This is a genomic window from Halosimplex halobium, assembly GCF_051414055.1.
Classification (GTDB): Archaea; Halobacteriota; Halobacteria; order Halobacteriales; family Haloarculaceae; genus Halosimplex; species Halosimplex halobium.
In genome coordinates this window covers 15,026-37,435 of record NZ_JBLKNX010000005.1, presented here as the reverse complement: position 1 = coordinate 37,435, position 22,410 = coordinate 15,026, and the positions used below count along the sequence as shown (strand labels likewise).

The 22,410-nt window shown below is 69.1% G+C and carries 22 protein-coding genes and 1 tRNA gene; 17 read left to right on the top strand and 6 right to left on the bottom strand.

Going from position 1 to position 22,410, the window contains the following annotated elements; genetic code table 11:
• Positions 1-21: 21 nt before the first annotated feature.
• The 9 genes from ACMGFG_RS06745 to ACMGFG_RS06705 all read left to right on the top strand — a co-directional run bounded on the left by ACMGFG_RS06745 (position 22) and on the right by ACMGFG_RS06705 (position 8,597).
• Entirely contained in the window at positions 22-954 is a 933-nt protein-coding gene (locus tag ACMGFG_RS06745) for an ABC transporter ATP-binding protein (RefSeq protein WP_436929573.1), read from the top strand.
• 46 nt (positions 955-1,000) lie between these two features.
• Positions 1,001-2,431: a Fe-S cluster assembly protein SufB gene (gene sufB / locus ACMGFG_RS06740; RefSeq protein ID WP_436929572.1), complete on the top strand. Its 1,431-nt coding sequence runs from the start codon at positions 1,001-1,003 to the stop codon at positions 2,429-2,431.
• A gap of 16 nt (positions 2,432-2,447) precedes the next feature.
• The gene (gene sufD, locus ACMGFG_RS06735; protein WP_436929571.1) at positions 2,448-3,662 is read left to right on the top strand and encodes a Fe-S cluster assembly protein SufD; all 1,215 of its coding nucleotides are present in this window, start codon (positions 2,448-2,450) and stop codon (positions 3,660-3,662) included.
• A gap of 120 nt (positions 3,663-3,782) precedes the next feature.
• Positions 3,783-4,025, top strand: coding sequence for a hypothetical protein (locus ACMGFG_RS06730; protein WP_436929570.1), 243 nt, complete (start codon positions 3,783-3,785; stop codon positions 4,023-4,025).
• Between the two features lie 177 nt (positions 4,026-4,202).
• Complete coding sequence (locus ACMGFG_RS06725) at positions 4,203-4,685, top strand: ferritin-like domain-containing protein (RefSeq protein ID WP_436929569.1); 483 nt, start codon at positions 4,203-4,205, stop codon at positions 4,683-4,685.
• A gap of 43 nt (positions 4,686-4,728) precedes the next feature.
• Positions 4,729-5,160 carry a metal-dependent transcriptional regulator gene (locus tag ACMGFG_RS06720; protein WP_135362970.1) on the top strand — a complete coding sequence of 144 codons (432 nt, stop codon included), beginning with the start codon at positions 4,729-4,731 and terminating at the stop codon, positions 5,158-5,160.
• A 63-nt stretch (positions 5,161-5,223) separates the two neighbouring features.
• Complete coding sequence (locus tag ACMGFG_RS06715; RefSeq protein WP_436929568.1) at positions 5,224-5,952, top strand: HNH endonuclease; 729 nt, start codon at positions 5,224-5,226, stop codon at positions 5,950-5,952.
• 53 nt (positions 5,953-6,005) lie between these two features.
• Positions 6,006-6,124, top strand: a tRNA-Gln gene (locus ACMGFG_RS06710).
• A gap of 229 nt (positions 6,125-6,353) precedes the next feature.
• Positions 6,354-8,597: a peptidase M6 gene (locus tag ACMGFG_RS06705; protein ID WP_436929567.1), complete on the top strand. Its 2,244-nt coding sequence runs from the start codon at positions 6,354-6,356 to the stop codon at positions 8,595-8,597.
• Positions 8,598-8,655: 58 nt separating this feature from the next.
• Here the strand turns inward: ACMGFG_RS06705 and ACMGFG_RS06700 are convergent, their stop codons facing one another.
• A complete protein-coding gene (locus ACMGFG_RS06700) occupies positions 8,656-9,693 on the bottom strand; it encodes a DNA-methyltransferase (RefSeq protein ID WP_436929566.1) in 1,038 nt (345 codons plus the stop codon).
• Positions 9,694-9,863: 170 nt separating this feature from the next.
• Between ACMGFG_RS06700 and nikR the strand changes: the two genes are divergently transcribed.
• Positions 9,864-10,280 (top strand): nickel-responsive transcriptional regulator NikR, encoded by a 417-nt coding sequence (gene nikR, locus ACMGFG_RS06695; protein WP_135362972.1) that lies wholly within the window; start codon positions 9,864-9,866, stop codon positions 10,278-10,280.
• Between the two features lie 47 nt (positions 10,281-10,327).
• On the opposite strand, the gene ACMGFG_RS06690 is transcribed toward nikR, so the two are convergent.
• The 4 genes from ACMGFG_RS06690 to ACMGFG_RS06675 form a co-directional block, all read right to left on the bottom strand.
• On the bottom strand, positions 10,328-11,131 hold the full coding sequence (locus ACMGFG_RS06690) for an ATPase (RefSeq protein ID WP_436929565.1): 804 nt from the start codon (positions 11,129-11,131) through the stop codon (positions 10,328-10,330).
• Between the two features lie 16 nt (positions 11,132-11,147).
• Positions 11,148-11,444, bottom strand: a complete 297-nt coding sequence (locus ACMGFG_RS06685) for a DUF5827 family protein (RefSeq protein ID WP_436929564.1) — start codon at positions 11,442-11,444, stop codon at positions 11,148-11,150.
• 259 nt (positions 11,445-11,703) lie between these two features.
• On the bottom strand, positions 11,704-12,315 hold the full coding sequence (gene sod, locus ACMGFG_RS06680) for a superoxide dismutase [Mn] (RefSeq protein ID WP_436929563.1): 612 nt from the start codon (positions 12,313-12,315) through the stop codon (positions 11,704-11,706).
• Positions 12,316-12,504: 189 nt separating this feature from the next.
• The gene (locus tag ACMGFG_RS06675) at positions 12,505-13,926 is read right to left on the bottom strand and encodes a cryptochrome/photolyase family protein (RefSeq protein ID WP_436929562.1); all 1,422 of its coding nucleotides are present in this window, start codon (positions 13,924-13,926) and stop codon (positions 12,505-12,507) included.
• Positions 13,927-14,068: 142 nt separating this feature from the next.
• Here ACMGFG_RS06675 and ACMGFG_RS06670 point away from each other — a divergent pair, with 142 nt between their 5' ends.
• Positions 14,069-14,854: an enoyl-CoA hydratase/isomerase family protein gene (locus ACMGFG_RS06670; protein ID WP_436929561.1), complete on the top strand. Its 786-nt coding sequence runs from the start codon at positions 14,069-14,071 to the stop codon at positions 14,852-14,854.
• 36 nt (positions 14,855-14,890) lie between these two features.
• On the opposite strand, the gene ACMGFG_RS06665 is transcribed toward ACMGFG_RS06670, so the two are convergent.
• Positions 14,891-15,937: a DMT family transporter gene (locus ACMGFG_RS06665; RefSeq protein ID WP_436929560.1), complete on the bottom strand. Its 1,047-nt coding sequence runs from the start codon at positions 15,935-15,937 to the stop codon at positions 14,891-14,893.
• Positions 15,938-16,180: 243 nt separating this feature from the next.
• Between ACMGFG_RS06665 and ACMGFG_RS06660 the strand changes: the two genes are divergently transcribed.
• The 6 genes from ACMGFG_RS06660 to ACMGFG_RS06635 all read left to right on the top strand — a co-directional run bounded on the left by ACMGFG_RS06660 (position 16,181) and on the right by ACMGFG_RS06635 (position 22,378).
• Complete coding sequence (locus ACMGFG_RS06660) at positions 16,181-16,981, top strand: helix-turn-helix transcriptional regulator (protein WP_436929559.1); 801 nt, start codon at positions 16,181-16,183, stop codon at positions 16,979-16,981.
• A gap of 196 nt (positions 16,982-17,177) precedes the next feature.
• A complete protein-coding gene (locus ACMGFG_RS06655) occupies positions 17,178-17,954 on the top strand; it encodes a TMEM165/GDT1 family protein (RefSeq protein ID WP_436929558.1) in 777 nt (258 codons plus the stop codon).
• Positions 17,955-18,050: 96 nt separating this feature from the next.
• The gene (locus ACMGFG_RS06650; RefSeq protein ID WP_436929557.1) at positions 18,051-18,992 is read left to right on the top strand and encodes an HhH-GPD family protein; all 942 of its coding nucleotides are present in this window, start codon (positions 18,051-18,053) and stop codon (positions 18,990-18,992) included.
• A gap of 73 nt (positions 18,993-19,065) precedes the next feature.
• Positions 19,066-20,073, top strand: coding sequence for a sodium:calcium antiporter (locus ACMGFG_RS06645; RefSeq protein WP_436929556.1), 1,008 nt, complete (start codon positions 19,066-19,068; stop codon positions 20,071-20,073).
• Positions 20,074-20,137: 64 nt separating this feature from the next.
• A complete protein-coding gene (locus ACMGFG_RS06640) occupies positions 20,138-20,719 on the top strand; it encodes an NADPH-dependent FMN reductase (RefSeq protein ID WP_436929555.1) in 582 nt (193 codons plus the stop codon).
• 87 nt (positions 20,720-20,806) lie between these two features.
• Positions 20,807-22,378, top strand: a complete 1,572-nt coding sequence (locus tag ACMGFG_RS06635; RefSeq protein WP_436929554.1) for a receiver/sensor box histidine kinase — start codon at positions 20,807-20,809, stop codon at positions 22,376-22,378.
• The last annotated feature ends 32 nt before the right edge of the window (positions 22,379-22,410 follow it).

The following is a 22,410-nucleotide window of genomic DNA, read 5'->3' as shown; positions in this document are numbered from 1 at the left end:
GATTTAGGACGACCGAAACACATGGCTGTACTCGAAATAGACAACCTGCAGGCGAAAGTCGCAGAGGACGGCGGCGAACAGATCCTTCGGGGCGTGGATCTGGAGGTCCAGTCGGGCGAGATCCACGCGCTGATGGGTCCCAACGGCTCCGGGAAGTCCACACTGGCGAAGATCATCGCGGGTCACCCGGCCTACGAGGTCACGGGGGGCGACGTGCAACTCCACATCGAGGAGGACGAGTTCGAGGACATCGAGGTCCCCGAGGACATGCGGACGTGGGATCTCCTCGACCTGGAACCGAACGAGCGCGCGGCGCTGGGCATCTTCCTGGCCTTCCAGTACCCCGCCGAGATCGAGGGCGTCACGATGGTGAACTTCCTCCGCACGGCGCTGAACGCCAAGCTCGAGGAGCGCGAGGAGCTCTTCGAGGACGAAGAGGAGGAGGAAGCCGAGGCCGACGAGGGCGGTGACACCAAGGAAGACGCCGCGGGCTACGACACCTCCCCGATGGAGGGGCCCGCCGACGAGGGCGAGGTCGGCGTCGCCGAGTTCCAGGAGATCCTCCAGGAGAAGATGGAGCAACTGGACATGGACGAGAAGTTCGCGAACCGCTATCTCAACGCGGGCTTCTCCGGCGGGGAGAAGAAACAGAACGAGGTCCTCCAGGCCGCGATCCTCGAGCCGAGCATCGCCGTGCTCGACGAGATCGACTCCGGGCTGGACATCGACCGCCTGCAGGACGTCTCGACGGGCATCAACGCGCTGCGCGACGAGCAGGGCGCGGGCATCCTGCAGATCACCCACTACCAGCGCATCCTCGACTACGTCGAGCCGGACCACGTCCACGTGATGCTCGACGGCGAGATCGCGAAGTCGGGCGGCGCGGAGCTGGCCGAGACCCTCGAGGACGAGGGCTACGACTGGGTCCGCGAGGAAGTCTACGAGGCGGCGTGACCGTGCACAACGTCTTCCGTCTGCACACCAAACCTACGACACAACAATGAGCTCAGACCAAGACCATCTCAAGGAGACCGACACCGAGGCCCGATTCGAGTTCAAGAAGGAGGAAAAATCCGCCTTCGAGGCCGAGAAGGGTCTCACGGAGGAGACCATCAGGGTCATCTCCGAGGACAAGGACGAACCGGAGTGGATGCTCGAGCGGCGCCTGCGCGCGCTGGAGCAGTTCCACGAGATGCCGATGCCGACCGACTGGCCGGGCGCGCCGGACATCTCGGAGGTCGACGTCGACGAGATCGTCCCGTACATCCGGCCGGACATCGAGACCCGCGGCGGGGTCGACGACTGGGAGGACCTGCCCGAGGAGATCCAGGACACCTTCGACAAGCTCGGCATCCCCGAGGCGGAGAAGAACGCCCTGTCGGGCGTCGGCGCCCAGTACGAGTCGGAGATCGTCTACCAGAACATGCAGGAGCGCTGGGAGGAGAAGGGCGTCATCTTCTGCGACATGGACAAGGCCGTCCAGGAGCACGAGGAGCTCGTCAAGGAGCACTTCATGACCAAGGCCGTGCCGCCGAGCGACAACAAGTTCGCGGCGCTGCACGGTGCCATCTGGTCGGGCGGGTCGTTCGTCTACGTCCCCGAGGACACGACGGTCGACATGCCGGTCCAGGCGTACTTCCGGATGAACTCCGACGGCATGGGCCAGTTCGAGCACACGCTCATCATCGCCGAGGAGAACTCCGAAGTTCACTACATCGAGGGCTGCAGCGCGCCCAAGTACTCGGAGTTCAACCTCCACTCAGGCGGCGTCGAGGTGTTCGTGGGCGAGGGCGCTCACGTCCAGTACTCGACGGTGCAGAACTGGTCGAAGAACACCTACAACCTCAACACCAAGCGCGCCATCGCCGAGGCCGACGCCACGATGGAGTGGGTCTCCGGCTCGATGGGCTCGAAGGCGACGATGCTCTACCCGAGCACCATCCTCAAGGGCCCCGGCGCGACCGACAACCACATCACCATCGCCATGGCCGGCGAGGGCCAGGACATCGACACCGGCGCGAAGGTCTACCACAACGCGCCCGATACCAGCTCCACCATCGAGTCCAAGTCCATCGCCAAGGACGGCGGCCGCACCAACTACCGCGGCCTGGTCCACATGGCCAACGGCGCGAAGGGCTCGAAGACCAACGTCGAGTGTGACGCGCTGATGTTCGACAACGAGTCCACGTCGGACACCATGCCGTACATGGAGATCCAGGAGAGCGACGTCGACGTGGCCCACGAGGCGACCGTCGGCAAGATCGGCGACGAGGACGTGTTCTACCTCCAGTCGCGGGGCCTGGACGACGACGACGCCAAGCAGATGATCGTCGCCGGGTTCATCGAGCCGATCACCGAGGAACTGCCCATCGAGTACGCGGTCGAGCTCAACCGCCTCATCGAACTCGAGATGGAGGGCTCGCTCGGGTAACCCCCCGGTGATTTCCATGAGTACGCAGATACACGCGAACCTCACAGAGGAACAGGTAGAGCAGATCAGCGACGAGCTCGACGAGCCCGAGTGGCTCCTCGAGACCCGTCTGGAGGCGCTGGCGGCGCTGGACGACCTGGACATGCCGGACGTGATCACCACGCCCGGCCCGCGCCACTGGACGAACCTCACCGACCTCGACTACGAGTCGCTGGTCGACCCCCTGGAGTGGGACGAGGAGAAAGACCGCGTCGAGGCCGAGGGCGCCGACGTGCTCTCGTGGTCCGAGGCGCTGGCCGAACACGGCGACCTCGTCGAGGAGCAGTTCGGCAGCGTCGTCGACCCCCAGCGGGACTTCCTGACGGCGCTGTCGACGGCCCTCTTTAGCGCCGGCACCGTCGTCTACGTCCCCGAGGGCGTCGCCGCCGAGGACGTGAAGATCCGCACCCGGATGAACAGCCGCTCGCTGTTCAACTACACGCTCGTCGTCGCCGAGGAGTCCGCCTCCGCGACGATCCTCGAACGCCAGAGCACCGGGACGAACGTCGACGGCGACCAGTACTACTCGGGCGTCGTCGAGGTCGTCGCCGGCGAGAACGCCAGCGTCCAGTACGGGGCGCTCCAGAACCTCGCCGAGGACAGCTACAACTTCCAGGTCAAGCGCGGCCACACCGCCGACCACGCCTCGGTCGACTGGATCGAGGGCAACATCGGCTCCCGGCTCACGAAGTCCAGCGTCGAGACGCGTCTGCTGGGCGAGGGCTCGGAGTCGCAGATCGTCGGCGCCTTCTTCGGCCACGACGACCAGCACTTCGACATCAACAGCCGCGTCTGGCACGAGGACGAGCACACCACGGCCGATCTGGTGACCCGCGGCGTCCTCGACGACGAGGCCCGCTCGGTCTACGAGGGCGTCCAGGACGTGGGCACGGACGCGTGGGACACCAACTCCTACCAGCGCGAGAACACGCTGATGTTGTCCGACGACAGCGAGGCCGACGCCTCGCCGAAGCTGATCATCAACAACCACGACACCGAGGCCAGCCACTCCGCGACGGTCGGCCAGGTCGACGCCGAGGAGCTGTTCTACATGACCTCCCGCGGCGTCGACGAGGAGCGCGCGAAGAACATGCTCGTCGAGGGCTTCTTCGTGCCCGTCCTCGAGGAGGTCGCGGTCGACGAGCTCCGCGAGGACCTCGACGAGCTGATCGTCGAGCGTCTGCGCGACTGACCGATTCCCGGTTCCCGGACTCCCGTTTTCCGTGCGCCTCGGCGACGTTCGCTCCCGTTCCCAGGTTGCGAAAACGCGCCCGTCCTTTAAGTTCGAGGCTGTCGAGACCACCACCAGAGTATGCGTCCACTGCACCTCCTGACGTTCGCGGCGGCGTCCGTCGTCCCGGTTCACGCGGGCCATCCCCACCTCGTGACCGACTCGGTCCTCGGGGTCGCGGTCGGGGTGGTCGTCGTCGGGCTGTACGTGCTCGCGCTCCGCTGGACGGGTAGCGGACGCGGAGACCGACGGGGCGACAGTTCCGGGAGCGGCCGAACAGAAGGGAGCGACGGCGGCCGAGCGGGCCGTGAATCCAGCCGGTAGCTCGTCGGCCGGCCGTTCCCGGGCCGGACGACCAGGGGCCGGACCTTCCCGGCCCGGCCGGCGAACGCGCGTGGCACGCCGCCGCCGGCTACCGCCGAGGGAAGGACTTACGTCCCCGCCTACCCGAGGAGTGCCTATGAATCGTGCGACGGGCGCCGACTCCCGGGAGGTGCGAGGGTGAGTCTCACCGTCCCCGTCGGGTCCGACCACCAGCTCGCCCGCCTGCTCCAGATCGGGATCGTCCTGGAGGAGGTCGTCGAGGCGCGGGCGTCGAAACACGCCCGCGACAGCGGGGCGGACCTGACCGAGGACGTGCGGGCGATGCTCGAGGACGCCGCCGAGGAGTCCGCCGACCACCGCGACCGGCTGGAGGACCTGGTGGCGGAACTCGACGCCGACACGGTCGCCTACGAGGAGATCGAGGCGCTGGTCGAGGCCCAGTACGAGTCCGACGAGGACTTCGACGGCGTCCTCTACGACCAGCTGTGCAACGAGGAGACCGCCTACAAGTTCTACGACGACCTCATCGAGGCGGTCGAGGCCTCGGACGTGGAGTTCGGCATCGACCGCGACCGGCTGCTCGACACGCTCGCGGCCATCCGCGAGGAGGAGGCCGAGGGCGTCGAGGAAGTGACCGAACTCATGGAGGAGCGCCGATGACCGCCGACGGAGCGACGCGACGGACCCAACAGGAGGGATCCCCGTGAACACGGCCGACCAGTACCTGAAAGCAATCTACCTGATCCAGCGGATGGAGGACGGTCCCGCATCGACCGGCGACCTGGCCGACCGGCTCGACGTGAGCCCCGCCAGCGCCAACGAGATGATCGGCAAGCTCGAAGACCAGGGGCTGGCCGAACACGAGAAGTACAAGGGCGTCTCCCTCTCCGACGAGGGCATCGTGCGCGCCCGCGAGGCCCTCCAGAACTACTGCATCATCGAGCGGTTCCTCGTCGAGGTCCTCGAGGTCGAGGAGTTCCGCGGCGAGGCCCGCCAGCTGGAGAGCGTCATCGACGAGACGGTCGCCGAGCGGCTGGACACCATCATCGACCGCGACCCCGCCTGCCCCGACTGCTTCGACGCCGAGAACGACGTCTGCGGCCTGCTAGAAGTCCCCGCGGCCGCCGACGACTGAGCGGGAAGACCCGACGACCAGTCGTCCGTACGTTTTTGACCGATACCGCAACCACCGGGTGGTGTGTCCGAGTGCCCGACTTGCGGGAAATCGCTGGAGACAGAGCAGGGGAAGCGCCAGCACCACGCCAAGGTCCACGGCGAGTCGCTCCCGAATCGGACGTGCGAAGGGTGTGGTAGCGAGTTCTACGACCCGAAAGCGCGGCTCTCCTACTGTGACGACTGCGAGCCGAACGCGGGCGAGAACAACGGCAACTGGAAGGACGCGAGAGAACGGGCCGAGTGCGAGCGGTGCGGCGACGAGTTCGAGTACTACCCCTCGGACAAGAACGGTGTCTACTGCCCCGGCTGCGTCCGCGAGGCCGACGAGTTCCTCGGCGACCACTACGCCGAGGTTCACGATATCGACCGGGTCGAACGGGAGTGTGAACACTGCGGCGAGGAGTTCTCGGCTCTTCCTTGTACTCTGAGAGATGGTGGTGTGCGCTTCTGCAGCAGAGAGTGTGTAAGCGATGCATTATACAACGGTCGGAGCGATCCCGGGGTCTACAACGGCGACTGGTACCAAGTGAGGCGAAGAGCGCTCGACCGCGACGATCACCGATGCCAGAACTGTGGGAAGAGAAGCGAGGAGATCGGTCGCGAACCGGACGTTCATCACATTACACCGATCCGGGAGTTCGACGACCCTCAGGAAGCGCATTCACTCGGCAACGTCGTGACACTCTGCCGGAGCTGTCACCGGCTCGCCGAATCCGGTGAGATACCACCCGAGAAACTTCGACCGAACTGACCGTCGTGCGATGCCGGAACGAATAAAATGACTCGGTGGCAATGACTACTCGAAGTCCCGTGGTGTAGTGGCCAATCATCTAGGCCTTTGGAGCGACACGGTGTGCGCGACCCATTCATCCGCCGTGTCGCGGAGCAAGCCTAGGACGGCGGTTCGAATCCGCCCGGGACTATGACAGAAATTTTATTCATTCGCGATAGCGGTGATGCGCCCGCCCCTCAGTGGCGGCTGCCGCGGATCCCGGCACCATTTTCGACGGAGCAGGCGGTTCAGTTATCGATCCAGTACCCCACCCCGGTGGTCGATAGCGACTGCAAAATAATTCATTCGTAAATTTTGAATGTCATTATACGGCAACTATTTATTATCATTCCGTCTGTATCGCCGAGTGGATCGTACCCATGCGATCAGTACTCATGGCGTTCGTCGTCGCGCTCGCGGCGGTCACCGCGGGCGTCGGCGGCGCGACGGGGGAACCGACGGACGGCCCGACGCGGGCCGAACTGACCGAGCCCGTGCCCGAGGGGGAGCCGGGCAACGCCTCCGACGGCTACACGGGGATCGAACCGACGCGCAACTGGACCGACAAGCCGGTCGACGTGGACACGGTGCCGGCCGGGCTCGCCGAGGGGGACGCGGCCGCCGGATCGGCGAGCGCGTCGTCCTCTGAGTCCATCGTGATGGACCCGGACGACGAGGACCACCCGCTGGTCGGCACGTCGAAGCAGTACCTCGGATCCGACCGGGGGAGCTACTACTTCAAGGAGTACACGCTGCTGGCGGTCGGCGACGAGATCGAGGTGTGGGTCGCGAACAACCTCTCGTGGCCGGCCGGCGACCCGCGCGAGGACCCGACGATCTCCGAGGCCCAGGCCGAGTCGATGGCCCGGCAGTTCGACGAGAACATGTACCCGGTCGAGACGGAGACGTTCGGGAAGCCCGACGCCCGCAACGGCACCGAGTCGCTGCTGGAGCAGATCGGCGCCGTCCCGGAGGACTACTACGAGACGGGCAACGGCTCCGAGCGGACGGTCCTGCTCGTGGACAACGTCCGCGACCGGAACTACTACAACCCGGAGTACCCGCTGTACATCGCCGGGTTCTACTCGCCGACGATCCAGGAGTACACCGACCGTAACGCCATCACGGTCGACGCCTACGACTGGAACGCCGTCGACGAGAGCAACGAGCGGACGGGCTACGAGGGCACGCTGGCCCACGAGTACCAGCACCTCATCCACGCCGACCTGGACGGCGACGAGACCACCTGGGTCAACGAGGGGATGTCGGACTACGCCGAGTACATCACCGGCTACGGCGTCCCGGAGGGCCACCTCGGGGCCTACGAACAGATGCCCTCGAACTCGCTGACCAACTGGGAGGACCAGGGGGCGGAGAACGTCCTCGCGGACTACGGGATCGCCTACGCGTGGACGATGTACCTGGCCGACCAGTACGGCCGGGAGTTCGTCTCCAACCTCGCACAGGATACGGACAACGGCATCACTGGCGTCGAGAACACCCTGGACGAGGTCGGGGCGAAACGCGACTTCGCCGACCTCTACCAGGACTTCTCGACCGCCGTGGTGACCGACGACATCCGGACGCCGCCGAAAGACGAGTTCCACATCGACGGCGTCGAGGTGACCGTCAACACCTCCGGGTCGGTCGGCACCGCCGGCGCCTGGGGGACCAACTACCGGACCATCGACACGAGCGAGCGGGGTCCGATCAGGGACGTGACGGTCTCGGGGACCGACTTCACGGACACGGAGTGGTCGACGGCGACCGACCCCGTGACCGGCGAGGGCGAGGTCCTCTACAGCGGGTCCGGAAACCTGCTCGACCGCCACGCGGTCGTCGAGCGGGACCTCACGAACGTCGAGGACCCGACGCTCACATTCGAGAGCTTCCAGCGCATCGAGGAAAACTGGGACTACGGCTTCGTGCAGGTGTCGACCGACGGCGGCGAGACCTGGGAGAGCCTCGCGAACGAGAACACCGACGCCTCGCCGAGCGCCGACGCCCACCCGACGGTGAAGGCGAACGTGCCGGGGCTGACCGGCGACACGGACGGCTGGGAGTCCCAGACGTTCGACCTCTCGGCCTACGAGGGCAACGAGAGCGTCCTGATCTCCTTCCGGTACGTCACCGACTGGGCGTTCGTCAAGGACGGCTGGTACGTCAGGAACGTCAGCGTCGCGGGCGAGTCCGTCCCGACGAACTCGACGGCGCCGTATCTGAGCGAGCGCGAGGCGACCGGCGACAACGTCGAGTACCAGTTCTCGTTCATCGGGATCAAGCACAACGGCAACTACCAGGTCAAGCAGGTCGACACGACGACCTTCGACGAGGCCGGCGAGCGCGACCTGCGGAAGTTCCTCCACAACGGCAACTTCGAGACGGTGGTCGTCGCGAGCACATGGGCCGCCGAGGAGGGCGAGAGCGGTCGCGTCCCCGTCGGCGTCGAGTTCACCTTCGCCGGTGAGCAGGCTCCCGGGAACGGCAACGGTCCCGGGAACGGCAACGGGAACAACGGCAACGGTCCCGGGAACGGCAACGGGAACGGCCCCGGAAACGGAAACAACGGTAACGGTCCCGGCAACGGAAACGGCCAGGGGAACGGCAACGGCCCGCCGAAGTAGCGAGACGGTCGGACGGGAACGGTCCCGCGGGACCGTCGCCGTCCCGGCGCTCGCGTTTTCAGACCGGTTCGTGGACCGCGCGGTAGCCCTCGCCGGTCGACTCGACGGACTCGACGGTGTAGAAGCGGATCTCCCGCTCCTGTTTCGTCCGGACGGGGAAGTCGTAGTGGACGGCGTCGTAGCCGAGTTCTTCCCCGTCGTCGCGAACGTCGGCGACGAACTCGCGGTGGCGGTCGAGGCGCTCCTCGACGACCGACCGCGAGAGCGCGGGGGCTTCGGTCACTGCGTCGTCGAACACCTCGGCGAAGGCGGGTTCGCGCTCGTAGCCGACGGAGTCGCGGCCGGCGACCAGCGCCGCCAGCGAGGTGGTGCCGGTGCCCCAGAAGGGGTCGAGCACGGTGTCGCCGTAGGCCGAATACATGTTGACGAGGCGGTAGGGGATCTCGAAGGGGAACGCGGCGGAGCGCTCGCGGAGCTCGTCGTGGTCGAGCGCCTGGAGTTCGCCGCTCACGTCGGTCCACACGTCGGAGAACCAGCGGTTGCGCTCCTCCCAGAAGTAGGCGGCCTCGTAGCGCCGATCCGCGCCGGGCTCGAACGACCGGGAGTCGTCGCCGTTGCGGAAGACGAGGACGTACTCGTGTTCGAGGGTGACGTAGGCGTTGGGCGGGACCATCCCCGAGCCCATGAACTTCGCGGCGCTGTTGGTCGGTTTGCGCCAGAGCACGTCCGGCAGGGGGTCGAACCCGAGCGACCGGAACGCTTCGAGCACGCGGGCGTGGTTGGGGTAGACGCGGAACGTGTCGTCGACGGTGCGGGTCGCGTCGCCGACGTTGACGCAGGCGACCCCGCCGTCGACGAGCACACGTTCGAGTTCGGCCCACACCTCGTCGAGGACGCCGTGCATCGCCTCGAAAGCCCGCTGGCCGTCGTCGGCCGCCAGCGCGTCCGCGACGGCCGGATCGAGCGCGCCGAACGTCTCGTCCCACATCTCGATCATCGGGTACGGCGGCGAGGTGACGACCAGGTCGACGCTGTCGTCGGCCAGCCCCGAGAGTTCGCGCGCGTCGCCGAGGACGACCCGATGACTCGTCTCCATCGTCTCCCATCTCCCGCCCGCGGTCCTTGAGTCTCCCGACCTGTGTCGCCGCGACTCCCGGCCCCGACCCCGCGGTCGCCCCGCCACCTGCCGGCCGCCGGGACCGCCACCGCCGGCCCGGACCGCGGCCGATATCAATTCTTAATAGCTCACTCCGACTCGGTTAACATATGACCGTCGTCAGCGTCTCGATGCCGGACGAGTTGCTCGAACGGATCGACTCGTTCGCGGACGAACACGGCTACACCGGGCGGAGCGAGGTGGTCCGGGAGGCCGCGCGCAACCTCCTCGGGGAGTTCGAGGACAAACAGCTGGAAGAGCGGGAGCTGATGGGCGTGGTGACCGTCCTGTTCGACTACTCGTCGTCGGGCGTCGAACACCGGATGATGAATCTCCGCCACGAGTACGAGAACCTCGTCGCCTCGAACGTCCACAGCCACATCGGCGACCACTACTGCCTCGAACTGTTCATCCTCGAGGGCGACCTGGAGGACATCTCCACGTTCGTCGGCAAGATCCGCGCGACCCAGGACACGCTCTCGATCGACTACTCCGTCATGCCCGTCGACCGCATCGACACGATCTGAGCGACGGACCTCGACCAGGGTCGTGACCGGATCCGCTCCTCACCCGGTCAGTCGAAGGCGGCGGCGAGGACGGCGTCGTAGGCGTGTTCGTAGGCGTCGGCGACGGCCGCCGGGTCGCCGCGCTCGGCCTTCGACAGCGGCGGCAGGCGGGTCTCGGTCGCCGGGTCGACCAGGTCGGTCACGTCCGGGACCCGTTCCTCAAGCTGGCCGGCCTCGGGACCGCCGCTGGCGACGGCGCAGCCCTTCGCGTAGCGGTCGCCGTCGTAGACGCGGACGCGACCGGGCTCGACCACGGCGACGGCGTCGGGGTCGACGTCCCGGAACGGGCGTGCCACGTCCGCGTATGACTCGACGACCGCACGCTCGGCCGCCTCGACTTCGGCGAGCAGCGACCGCTGTTCGGGGAGATGCCGGTCTGTCATCACCTCGTTGAACGCGTCGACCGACGAGACGCGGGGCGCGTCGGACAGGGGGAGCGCCTCCCGCACGGAGTCGGGGAGTTCGACCGTCCCGTTGACGACGAACGACTCCCCGACGCGGTCGACGAGGAACTCCCGCTCCTCCTTCCCGAGGAGGCCCGTGCCGCCGCCCGGGTTCGGTCGCCACAGGCGGTGGACAGGGTTGATGTCCTCCGGTGTCACGTCGGCGGCGCTGGCCGCGGCGAGCTTGCGGGCGTCCTTCCCGTAGAGGCGACCCTCCGCCGTGGCATCCAGATAGTCGTCGTGGTCGAACCAGAAGTCGTTGCCCGCGCGGGGCTTGAACCCCACGGCGCCGGCCCGCTCGACCAGCCCGGTCGAGAAGGTGGTCTTGCCGGCGTCGACGCGCGCGCCACCGGCCACGAGCAGCCTCATCGGTCCCCTCCCCAGCTCATTGCTCGCTCGCGCCGTCGGCGTCGACGCCCGGCGCCAGCCCGTAGTAGCCGGGTTCGCCGTCGGTCTCGGGCTCGGCGAAGACGAACTTCTCGCTGTGGCCCATCATCCACGGGATCGCCCAGTCCAGCAGGACGTTCTCCGTCTCGATGTCCAGCTCGGCCTCGGGGTCGACCCCCTGCAGCAGCCGGCCGACCTCGTAGATCGTGTAGAGCTTGTCGGCGTCGAGCACCTCGGCGGGCTCGCGGAACTCCAGGGGTCGCAGGTCGTCGAAGTCGGATTTCGGTCGCGGCATGGACCCGGATACTCGGGGTCGACGCCTAAAGCCCTCGAAACGCGACTGGGGCGCGACGGTCGCACTACGGCGTCCGTCCGGCGGCTGGTCGGTGGAGTGCGGTCCGGCGGGTGGTCGAGGAGCGGCGACCGACGGGTGGTCGAGGAGCGGCGACCGACGGGTGGTCGGTGGTGTGCGGTCCGGGGGCTGGTCGGTGAAGCGCGGCGCAGCGGCTGACCGGTCGGGCGCGAAAAAATGTCGGTGGTGAACTGACTCGTCGTTACTCGAAGTGGCCGACAGCGGTCTCGTACTGGTCGGCGACCTCGTCCCAGTCGACGACCTCGAAGAAGGCGTCGATGAAGCTGCCGCGGTCCGGGCCGTAGTCGTAGTAGTACGAGTGCTCCCACACGTCCAGGGCCATGATGGGGTGTGCGCCCCAGAGCGCGCCCTGGTCGTGCTTGTCGACGGCCACGTTGCGCAGCTGCTTGGCGACGGGGTCGTAGACCAGCAGCGCCCAGCCACCGGCGGCCGACGCGGCGGCCTCGAACTCGCCCTTCCAGCCCTCGTAGGAGCCGAAGTCCTCCTCGATGCGGTCGCGGAGGTCACCCTCCGGCTCGCCGCCGCCGTTCGGGGACATGTTGTCCCAGAACAGCGTGTGGAGGTAGTGCCCACAGCCGTTGTGGGTGACGTTGCCCAGCGCGCCGGCTGTCGAGGAGTAGTCCCCCGACTCGCGGGCGTCGGCGAGCGTTTCCTCGGCGGATTCGAGGCCGTTGACGTACCCCTGGTGGTGGGTGTCGTGATGCCACGTGAGCACCTGCTCGCTGATGTGCGGCTCGAGCGCGTCGTAGTCGTACGGGAGCGGCGGAAGCTCGGGATCGGAATGTTCTGGCATAGATATCTCCTCCACTCGGAGAGTCGGCTGGATACCTGTTAAAGTTTGAGGAACTGGATGGGTGTGAGTGTCTCGCACGGCCGACACTGACGGAGCCTGACCCGCGGGACGCGGCCGAATCCGTCGCTCGGCTGTAGGCCCGCAACCACTCGGCGTCGAGAGAGATCGGAGCGGCGTCGACCGCCGGGATCAGTCGTCGGCCCGCGCCCGCTCGAACATCTCGATTGCATCCTCCCGCCGCTCGCTGTGGTCGACGATGGGCGCGGGGTAGTCGGGCGCGAGCATCTCCCGGCGGCCGGCGTCGAGTTCGTGCCACTCGTGGACGGCGTCGGCGGGCACGTCCCGGAGTTCGGGCACGTACTCCCGGATGTACTCGGCGTCGGGGTCGTAGCGCTCCCCCTGGGTCATCGGGTTGAACACGCGGAAGTACGGCTGGGCGTCGGTCCCGGTGGAGGCGGCCCACTGCCAGCCGCCGTTGTCGTTTGCTGTGTCGTGGTCGACGAGTTTCTCGCGGAACCAGTCGTAGCCCTCCCGCCAGTCGATCAGGAGATCCTTCGTCAGGAAGGAAGCGACGATCATCCGCACGCGGTTGTGCATGTACGCCTCCGCCCGTAGCTGGCGCATCCCCGCGTCGACGATGGGGTAGCCCGTCTCGCCGTCCTTCCAGGCCTGCAGCGCCTCGGGGTCGTGGTTCCACTCGATGGCTCGCTCGTAGTCCTTGAAGTTCTCCGTGACGACGCTCGGCTCGTCCCAGAGGACGTGGTGGTAGAACTCCCGCCACGCGAGTTGCGACTCGAACTCCTCGGCGGAGTCGTAGTCGGCGCCGGCGGCCGCGGACTTCGCCTCGCGGACCGCCTCGTGGACCTCGCGGATACCGATGGTGCCGAACTTCAGATGGGCGGAGAGCCGGGACGTACACTCGTCGGCCGGGTAGTCCCGGCGGTCGTCGTAGTCGTACACGTCGCCCTCGCAGAAGGCGTCGAGCAGGTCGCGGGCCACCGCGGTGCTCGCGGGCGGCACGTCGGCCTCGGGTTCGTCGAAGTCCAGGTCGGCGAGTGTCGGGAGCGGTTCGTCGTCGGCAACGTCGGCGAGGTCGCTCTCGTCGGGGGTCGGCGCGGGCGGGAGCTTCTCCCGGTCGCGCCACTTCTTCCAGAAGTAGGTGAACACGGAGTAGACCTCGCCCTGGTTGGTGCGGATCGACCCCGGTTCGTGCAGCAGGGCGTCCTCGACGCTCCGGCGGGCCACGTCGGCGTCGTCGAGCGCCCGCCGGACGGCGGCGTCGCGCTCGCGACCCAGGCCGGAGACCTCCGAGCCCCACGTGACGGCGTCGGCACCCACTTCATCGGCGATGGCGGGGACGACCTCGCGTGGGTCGCCGTGGCGGATCAGGAGGTCGCTGCCCCGCTCGCGGTACCACGCCCGCAGCGAGTCGAGCGCGTCGAGCATGAACGCGACGCGGGGCGGGCCCGCGTGGGCGAGCACGTCGCGGTCGAAGACGAACAGTGGGACGACGGGGCCGTCGGCGGGTACGTCTTCCAGTCGCCCCGCCGCGGCGGCCAGCCCGCGGTTGTCCGCCGTCCGCAGGTCCCGCCGGTGCCAGTGGACTCTCATACACCGTGGTGTCGGTTCCCCACCCTCAAAACACCCCCAAACGAGTGGGGCGTCCCGCGGGGGTAGCGTCGTCCCGCGGGGGTAGCGCCGGCCCCGGCGGTCGCCACGCACGCTTAACCGGCAGGCGACCCACCGACGGAGCATGGACCACGTCACGCTCGACGTCTCCGACGGCGTCGCGACGGTCACGCTCGACCACCCGGAGATGCGCAACGCGCTGACCAGCGGTGTCGCGACGGACCTCATCGACGCGATGGACGCTATCCCGGAGGAAGCGCGCTGCGTCGTCCTCGCAGGGAACGGCTCCACCTTCTGCGCCGGGGGCGACATCGACGCGATGGTCGACGGGCTGGATAGCGAGGTGCCGGCCCACGAGCGGGTCGAGCGCATCGTCGGGGAAACGGCCGGGGCCGTCCGGGCGGTCGCGACCTGCGACCTCCCGACCGTCGCGAAGATCCACGGCCCGGCCTACGGCGCGGGTGGCGCGCTCGCGATCGCCTGCGACGTGTTGCTCGCCAGCGACTCGGCGTCGATCAGCTTCGGCTTCCGCCAGGTCGGCCTCAACGCCGACTCCGGCGCCTCGCACCTGCTCCCGCGGATCGTCGGCGAGAACGTCGCGAAGGAACTGCTGTTCACGGGCGAACTCATCGACGCCGACCGCGCCGAGGAGGTGGGGCTGTTCAACCACGTCTACGACGACGAGGAACTCGACGAGCGCGTCGCGGGGATGGTCGAACGGATCGCCTCCGGGCCGACGGTCGCGCTGAAGCAGTCGAAGCGGCTCGTCGAGCAGGGGCAGACGGGTTCGCTCGACGAGGCCATCGAGAACGAGGCCGCCGCGCAGATCGTCTCCGCCTCGACCGACGACCACGAGGAGGGCGTCCGCGCGTTCGTGGCGAGTCGCGAACCCGAGTTCGAGGGGGAGTGACTGTGGGGAGCCCGGTCGACGCGCCGGCGGTCGGGGTCAGTCGTCGGCGGGACAGCCGGGACCGTCGCCGTCGATCCGGCAGTCGCTGGTCGGGCGGTCGTCGGTCCCGCCGTCGGTCGCGTAGGCGTCGTCGAGCGAGCGGAGGCTCCCGGAGGCGAGCAGGCGGCCCGGGAGCGTCTCCCGGAGTCCGGGGCGGGCGAACGACTCGCTGCCGATGACGGCGAAGCCGGCGAAGACGACGAGGAAGCCGGCGACGGCGAGCCCCGAGATCGTCTCGCCCAGCAGCGCCCACCCGCCGAGCGTCGCCACGAGCGGGACGACGTAGAACGCGAGGTTCGCGCGGATGGCCCCCACCTCGTCGATGAGGCCGAAGTACGCGATGTAGGCGACGGCGCCGGCCAGCAGGGCGACGTAGGCGAGCGCGAGCACGGCTCCGGGCGTCCACGTGATCGCGGCGGGCGACTCGCCGGCCGCCAGGCTGAGTCCGTGGGTGACGACGGCCGCCAGCGGGAGGCCCCAGGCGGTGCGGACGGTGCTGGACAGGTCGGCGTCGGCCCGGCGGATCAGTACCGACCCGAGCGCGCCACAGACCGCGCTGACGAGCATGAGCCCCTCGCCGAGCAGCCCGCCGGCGCCGAACGCCGACGGGTCGGGGTTGGCCACGAGCGCGACGCCGACCAGCCCCATCGCCATCCCGACGGCGCCGCGGGCCGAGAGCCGCTCGTCCGCGAGCAGGACGGCCGCGAGCACGGGCGTCAGGATGGGATTGAGGCTCGCGATGATGGCGGCGACGCCGCTGGTGACGTACTGCTGGCCCACGAACAGCAGCGCGTTCGTCAGTCCGATGGCGAACAGCCCGGTCGCGACGATCCCCCCCAGGTCGCCCCGTGTCCGCGGGACCAGGTCGGCGCGCGAGCGAGTCAGCAGGACGTAGGCTATCAGCGCGACGGCCGCGACGTCGAACCGGAGCGCGACGAACAGCAGCGGCGGGAAATACTCCAGACCGCCCTTGGCGGCGACGAACGTGCCGCCGAACAGCAGACTCGTCGCGAGGAACGCCGCGACGGTCTTGCGGCCGATCACGGCGACACCTCCGCGGGCGTCGGTCCCAGATAGATGACGTGAGAGAACATCGTGGAATATCGTACGGTTCGAAGCCTTATAGGCCCGTCCAGAAATCCTTGAGCGGCGGGCAAGCGCGGCGACGGGTGTCGGGATTGCACGGCGTGAAACGATTTCGTACCGTGAAGAACACGACCGACCGCGGCGTATCGAGCCCGTCGAGCGGCCCGAAAACGGTTTAGCCCGAGCGGCGCCACTCCCGGTATGGACGCGGCGCTCGAAGACGTGGAGTTCCTCGCGCTGTCGGCCAACCGTGTGGCCGTCCTGCGGTCGCTCGCCGAAGGGCCGCGGAGCCGGTCGGAGCTGGCCGACGAGACGGGCGCCTCCCAGGCCACGCTCGGCCGGATCCTCGCGGACTTCGAGGAGCGGTCGTGGGTCCGGCGGACCGACGGGGCCTACGAGGCGACGGCCACGGGCGAACTGGTCGCCGACGCGTTCGCGGATCTCCTGGAGGCGCTCGAACTCGAACGCGACCTCCGGGACATCGTCGCGTACCTCCCGACCGAGGAACTGGGGTTCGACCTCGCGCGGCTGACCGACGCGACGATCACCGTCCCCACGGAGACGCGGCCGTCGGCGCCGGTCCAGCGGCTGCTCGACCTGGAGCGGGCGGCCGACGAGGTCCGGGCGTTCTCCCACGCGTTCAACGAGGGGACGCTCTCGCTGCTGGCCGGGCGGGCCGCCGCGGGCGAGGTCCGGTTCCGCGGCGTCTTCTCCCCCGAGGCCGTCGACGCGCTGACGAGCGAGGAGGGGCTCCGCCGTGACCTCCTGAGCCTCGTCGACGCCGACTCGGCCGCCGTCCGGGTCCGCCCGGCCGGCGTCCCGGTCGCCGGGACCGTCGCCGACGGGCGGGTCCACCTGCTGGTCCGGGACGACAGCGGCGTCCTCCGGGCGGCCATCGACACCGACGACGCCGCCGTCCGCGAGTGGGCCGAGGACGCCTTCGAGCGCTACTGGACGGAGGCCACGCCGCTCGACCGCGAAACCGTGGCCTCCCCCGAGTGAGATTCTCCCCCGAGTGTGGCCCTCGGGCGGTAGACTCGCCGTGCAGTCCGGTCGCCCCGACCCCCGACCGCCCGCTACCGCGTTCGCCAGGCTTTTGATTTAGACAGGTCTAATTCACGGATATGATGCGTCACGTGCGGTCCGTCCGGCGGAGCCACGCCGCCGGGTCGGCTGTCTGGCGGGGGGTGGATACGCCGTGAGCGACTTTCTGGCGGTGATGTTCGCGGCGATGGTCGCGCAGTTGATCGTCCTGCCCGGCGAGAAGGTGCAGTTCATCATCGCGGGGCTGGCGACGCGGTTCCGCCCGCTGACGGTCGTCGGCGCAGCGGGGCTGGCCTTCGCCGGCTGGACGGCGCTGGAGGTCTGGTTCGGCCAGGCGCTGAAGGGGGCGCTGCCGCCGGTGTACCTCGACGCCATCTCCGGGATGCTCTTCCTGCTGTTCGGTGTGCTGCTCCTCCGGTCGATCCCCGAGGGCGGCCGTGTCACGCCGACCGACGCCGGCCGCTCGCCCGAGGAGGCCGAGACCGACGGCGGGTACGCGGGCGTCGGCGGGAGCGGCGACCTCGACGTGTCGGTGCTGGGGTGGGACGTGCCCGACCGCTTCGGTAACTTCCTCCCCATCTTCGTGCTGATGGCGGTCGGCGAGTTCGGCGACAAGACCCAGCTGGTCACGATCAGCCTCGCCGTCCAGTACGGCGCCCACCCGGGCATCTGGGTCGGCGAGATGCTCGTCATCATCCCCATCAGCCTCGCCAACGCCTACTTCTTCAGCACGTTTTCGGGCCGGTTCGACGCGGCGAAGGCCCACCTGTTCGGCGCGGGCGTGTTCTTCTTCTTCGGCCTCGACACGTTCCTCGCCATCTTCACCGACTTCTCGGTCTGGGAGACGGTCGTCGGCGCCGTCTCGAACGCCGTCCAGTCCGCGGTCGGTGCGGTGGCTGCCGCCGTTCCCGCCGTCGCGGCGCTCGTCTGAGTTCGGTTCGTCTTCGCTGTCGTCCGCGCCCATCAGTCGCCGGCCGCCGACCGCTGATCGCCACCCCCAAGCCGGTCCGGCCGATACGCTCTCGCGATGAGTGACGCCGACGCGGAGACGGAGGCGGACGCACCAGCGGAAGCGTTCCTGCCCGACGACGCCGACGCCGTCCGCGAGGCGCTGGTCGAGTGGTACGAGGCCGACCACCGCGACTTCCCGTGGCGGCGGACCGACGACCCCTACGAGATCCTCGTCTCGGAGGTGATGAGCCAGCAGACACAGCTCTCACGGGTGGTCGCCGCCTGGGAGGCGTTCCTGGAGCGGTGGCCGACGACCGCGGACCTGGCGGCCGCCGACCGCGCGGACGTGGTGGGGTTCTGGAGCGACCACAGCCTCGGCTACAACAACCGCGCGAAGTACCTCCACGAGGCCGCCGACCAGGTCGAGTCCGAGTACGGCGGCGAGTTCCCCGAGTCGCCCGACGAGCTCTCGGAGCTGATGGGCGTCGGCCCCTACACCGCCAACGCGGTCGCGAGCTTCGCCTTCGACAACGGGAACGCGGTCGTCGACACGAACGTCAAGCGCGTCCTCTACCGCGCGTTCGACGTGCCGGACGACGACGACACCTTCGAGCGGGTCGCCGCCGAGTTGCTGCCCGAGGGGGAGTCCCGCGTCTGGAACAACGCCGTCATGGAACTCGGCGGGGTCGCCTGCGAGAAGACACCCGCCTGCGACGAGGCGGGCTGTCCCTGGCGGGAGTGGTGTCACGCCTACGGGACGGGCGATTTCACCGCGCCGGACGTGCCCACCCAGCCCGACTTCGAGGGGTCTCGGCGGCAGATGCGCGGCCGGGTCGTGAACGTCCTCGGCGCCAGCGAGGAACTCGCGCTCGACGAGCTCGGCCCGAAAGTCCGCGTCGACTACGCGCCCGACGGCGAGTACGGCCGCGAGTGGCTCGCCGACCTCCTCGCGGACCTGGACGACGACGGACTGGTCGACTACGACGAGTCGGCCGGCGTCGCCAGCCTCCGGAAGTGACCGCCGCGGCCCCTCGGACCTGGCGGGACCGGGAGGGGCAGATTGTTACCCGCGGCCGACAAACCGGCCGTCGATGGTCGGACCCCTCGGCGCGGTCGCGCTGGCAGCGGTCGCGACGGTCGTCATCTGGAAGGGCAGCGTGTGGTTCGAGCGGGCCGCCGAGCGGCTCAGCAGGTACTACGGGCTGCCGGTGGCCGTCCACGGGGCGGTCGTCGTCGCCGTCGGGTCGAGCTTCCCGGAGATCAGCTCCGTCGTCATCAGCACGGTCGTCCACGGCGAGTTCTCGCTGGGCGTCGGCGCGATCGTCGGCAGCGCCATCTTCAACCTCCTCGTGATCCCCGCCGTCTCGGCGCTGGCCAGCGAGGAGCTGACCTCGACGCGGGACATCGTCCACAAGGACGCCCAGTTCTACGTCATCAGCATCCTCGTCCTGTTCATCGTCTTCGCGCTCGGGGCGACCTACGTCCCCGGGGGGACGAACCGCGAGGCGGTGCTGACGCCGGCGCTCGTCGTCGTCCCGCTGGCCACCTACGGCGTCTACGTCTTCCTCCACCAGCAGGACGCCGCCGACTACGTCGCCGACCCCGCCGGCAACGTCAGCGTGCTCCGGGAGTGGGGCACCCTCGCCGTCTCGCTCGTCGTGATCGCCGTCGGCGTCGAGGGCATCGTCCGGGCGGCGCTCGCGCTGGGCGAAGCCTTCGAGACGCCGACGTTCTTCTGGGGGCTGACGGTCATCGCCGCGGGGACGAGCCTGCCGGACACGTTCGTCAGCGTCAACGCCGCTCGCGAAAACGACGACGTCACCAGCCTCGCGAACGTCCTCGGGAGCAACACCTTCAACCTCCTCGTCGCCATCCCCGTCGGCGTCCTGCTGGCCGGGGAGGCGACCATCGACTTCCTGGCGGCCATCCCGACGATGGGCTTCCTCGCGCTCGCAACGCTCGTGTTCATCGTCTTCGCCCGCACCGGACTGGAGATCACCGACCGCGAGGCCTACGTGTTTCTCGGGCTGTACGCCGTCTTCCTCGCGTGGATGGGCCTCGAATCCGCCGGCGTCATCGAGACCGTCCGTGGGATCTGAGCCGTCGGCCCCCGGCGACGCCGTCGACCGCGGCGGTTTTTACCCGTGCCTTCGCAGAGCCAGTATGCCCGAGCGACCACACGTCGTCGCGCTCTGCGGGAGCCTCCGCGAGGAGAGCTACACGCGCAGGGCGCTGCGGATCGTACTGAGGGAGGCCGAGGACCGGGGCGCCAGTGTCGACCTGGTCGACCTCCGCGAGCTGGACCTGCCGGTGTTCGACGCGGACGACGACGACGCCGGCGACGCGCCGGAGCTGCGCGAGCGGGTCGGCCGGGCCGACTCGGTCGTCTTCGGCACGCCCGTCTACCACGGGTCGTACTCCTCGGCGCTCAAGACGGCGCTCGACTACTGCGGGTTCGACGAGTTCGAGAACACGACCGTCGGTCTGCTCTGTGTCGCCGGCGGATCCTTCCCGATCACCTCGCTCGACCACCTGCGGTCGGTCGCCCGCTCGCTCAACGCGTGGGTGGTCCCCCACCAGGTCGCGCTCCCGAAGGTCCGGACGAAGTTCGACGGGCCCGACCTGCGCGACGGGGACGACGCCGAGCGCGTGCGGACGCTGGGCCGGCGCGTCGTCGAGTACGCCAACATCGAACCGGACCCGCCCTGCCCGGAGAGCACGGAGAACGTCGGTGCGACCCGCTGAGGGCGCCGCCTCGACCCGAGCCAGGGAGAAGCCGGCTCGGAAACCAGGCCGGTACATGTAAACGATCGGAGGCCACACGGTCCGACAATGAGCGACGGCGCGACGGTCCTGTGGGTCTGCGAGGAGTCGGTGACCGGGCGGGTCGCCGGGGCCGTCGAGTCGGACGTCGAGGCGGCCGATACAGACGCCGAAGTGGCCGAGGCGGACGTCGAGGCCGTCGAAGCGGTCGCCCGTCTGGAGCGGGCCGGCTACGCGGTCGTCCGGTCGACGCCCGGGTCGGTCGCCGACGCGCTCGCCGGCGAGCGGCCCGACTGCGCGGTCTGCGACACCGGCCCGTTCTCGGCGGCCGAGGCGGTCGAGACCGTCGAGACGCTCGCGGCGAGCGGCCCTCCGGTCGTCGTGTTCGCCCGCGGCGGGGACGAGTCGCTCGCCGGCCGGACCGTCGCCGCTGGCGCCGACGAGTACGTGCCCGCGTCGGCGGGCGCCTCGCTGGTCGCCGCCGTCGACCGGGCGCTCGACCGCGGGCGGGACGTGGGTGACGACCACGACGACGGTGACGACCACGAGGAGGCGGACGAAGGGGAAGCGGCCGAGGGAGCGGCCCGGCAGCGGCTCGACGCGCTGTTCGCCGCCACGCCGGACCCGGTCGTCGAGTACGTCTTCGAGGACGGCGAACCCGTCGTCGAGTCGGTCAACCGCGCGTTCGTCGAGACGTTCGGCTACGACCGCGGGGTCGCCGTCGGCGAGCCGCTGAACGACCTGGTCGTCCCCGACGGCAGGGAGGCGGAGGCGGCGTCGCTCGACGAGCGGGTGCGGGCCGGCGAGCGCCTCCGCGTCGAGACCGAGCGAGAGACGACCGACGGGGCCCGAACCTTCCTCCTCCGCAACGTGCCCGTCGAGTCCGGCGACCGGCCCGCGGGCTACGCCGTCTACGTCGACATCAGCGACCGGAAGGACCGCGAGCGACGGCTCCGGGAGCAGAACGACCGGCTCAACGAGTTCGCGAGCGTCATCGGCCACGACCTGCGCAACCCGATGGGCGCGGTCAGGCACCGCATCGAGATGGCCCGCCGGACGGGCGACGAGCGCCACCTCGAGGACGCCGTGTCGGCGCTCGACCGGATGGACGAGCTGCTCCGGGACCTGCTCCGGATGGCTCGCCAGGGCGAGCAGCTCGGCCGGACCGAGCCCGTCTCGCTCGCCGAAGTCGCCCGCGGCGCCTGGGACAACGTCCCCACCGGCGAGAACTCGCTGGTCGTCGCCGACGACCCGACGGTCGTCGCCGACCGCGGCCGGCTGACCCAGCTGCTGGAGAACCTGTTCGTCAACTCCGTCGAGCACGGCTCGACGAGCCCTGCTTCGCAAGCTCAGCAGGACACCGTGGAACACGGGGCTGACGACCCGCCCGGAACCGTCGAGGTCAGGGTCGGCGTCGGCGAGGACGGCTGTCTCTTCGTCGAGGACGACGGCCGGGGGATCCCCGAGGCGGACCGCGGGGACGTGTTCGAGTCGGGATTCTCGACCGCGGCCGACGGGACCGGCTACGGCCTGGCGATCGTCCGGCAGGTCGCGCGCGCCCACGGCTGGGAGGCCGCGGCGACCGAGAGCGCCGACGGCGGCGCCCGCTTCGAGTTCCGCGGCGTCGAGTTCGACGAGTAACGACACCTTCTTGGCGCCGTCGGGGATAGCGA

Excerpts from the sequence above, each read along its gene's own strand:
- ACMGFG_RS06650 (WP_436929557.1), top strand. The coding sequence starts at position 18,051 with ATGAGTGACGCCGACGCGGAGACGGAGGCGGACGCACCAGCGGAAGCG.
- sufB (WP_436929572.1), top strand. The coding sequence starts at position 1,001 with ATGAGCTCAGACCAAGACCATCTCAAGGAGACCGACACCGAGGCCCGA.
- ACMGFG_RS06645 (WP_436929556.1), top strand. The coding sequence starts at position 19,066 with ATGGTCGGACCCCTCGGCGCGGTCGCGCTGGCAGCGGTCGCGACGGTC.
- ACMGFG_RS06705 (WP_436929567.1), top strand. The coding sequence starts at position 6,354 with ATGCGATCAGTACTCATGGCGTTCGTCGTCGCGCTCGCGGCGGTCACC.
- ACMGFG_RS06685 (WP_436929564.1), bottom strand. The coding sequence starts at position 11,444 with ATGCCGCGACCGAAATCCGACTTCGACGACCTGCGACCCCTGGAGTTC.
- ACMGFG_RS06635 (WP_436929554.1), top strand. The coding sequence starts at position 20,807 with ATGAGCGACGGCGCGACGGTCCTGTGGGTCTGCGAGGAGTCGGTGACC.
- ACMGFG_RS06675 (WP_436929562.1), bottom strand. The coding sequence starts at position 13,926 with ATGAGAGTCCACTGGCACCGGCGGGACCTGCGGACGGCGGACAACCGC.
- ACMGFG_RS06660 (WP_436929559.1), top strand. The coding sequence starts at position 16,181 with ATGGACGCGGCGCTCGAAGACGTGGAGTTCCTCGCGCTGTCGGCCAAC.
- nikR (WP_135362972.1), top strand. The coding sequence starts at position 9,864 with ATGACCGTCGTCAGCGTCTCGATGCCGGACGAGTTGCTCGAACGGATC.
- ACMGFG_RS06640 (WP_436929555.1), top strand. The coding sequence starts at position 20,138 with ATGCCCGAGCGACCACACGTCGTCGCGCTCTGCGGGAGCCTCCGCGAG.
- ACMGFG_RS06670 (WP_436929561.1), top strand. The coding sequence starts at position 14,069 with ATGGACCACGTCACGCTCGACGTCTCCGACGGCGTCGCGACGGTCACG.
- sufD (WP_436929571.1), top strand. The coding sequence starts at position 2,448 with ATGAGTACGCAGATACACGCGAACCTCACAGAGGAACAGGTAGAGCAG.
- sod (WP_436929563.1), bottom strand. The coding sequence starts at position 12,315 with ATGCCAGAACATTCCGATCCCGAGCTTCCGCCGCTCCCGTACGACTAC.
- ACMGFG_RS06730 (WP_436929570.1), top strand. The coding sequence starts at position 3,783 with ATGCGTCCACTGCACCTCCTGACGTTCGCGGCGGCGTCCGTCGTCCCG.
- ACMGFG_RS06690 (WP_436929565.1), bottom strand. The coding sequence starts at position 11,131 with ATGAGGCTGCTCGTGGCCGGTGGCGCGCGCGTCGACGCCGGCAAGACC.
- ACMGFG_RS06745 (WP_436929573.1), top strand. The coding sequence starts at position 22 with ATGGCTGTACTCGAAATAGACAACCTGCAGGCGAAAGTCGCAGAGGAC.
- ACMGFG_RS06700 (WP_436929566.1), bottom strand. The coding sequence starts at position 9,693 with ATGGAGACGAGTCATCGGGTCGTCCTCGGCGACGCGCGCGAACTCTCG.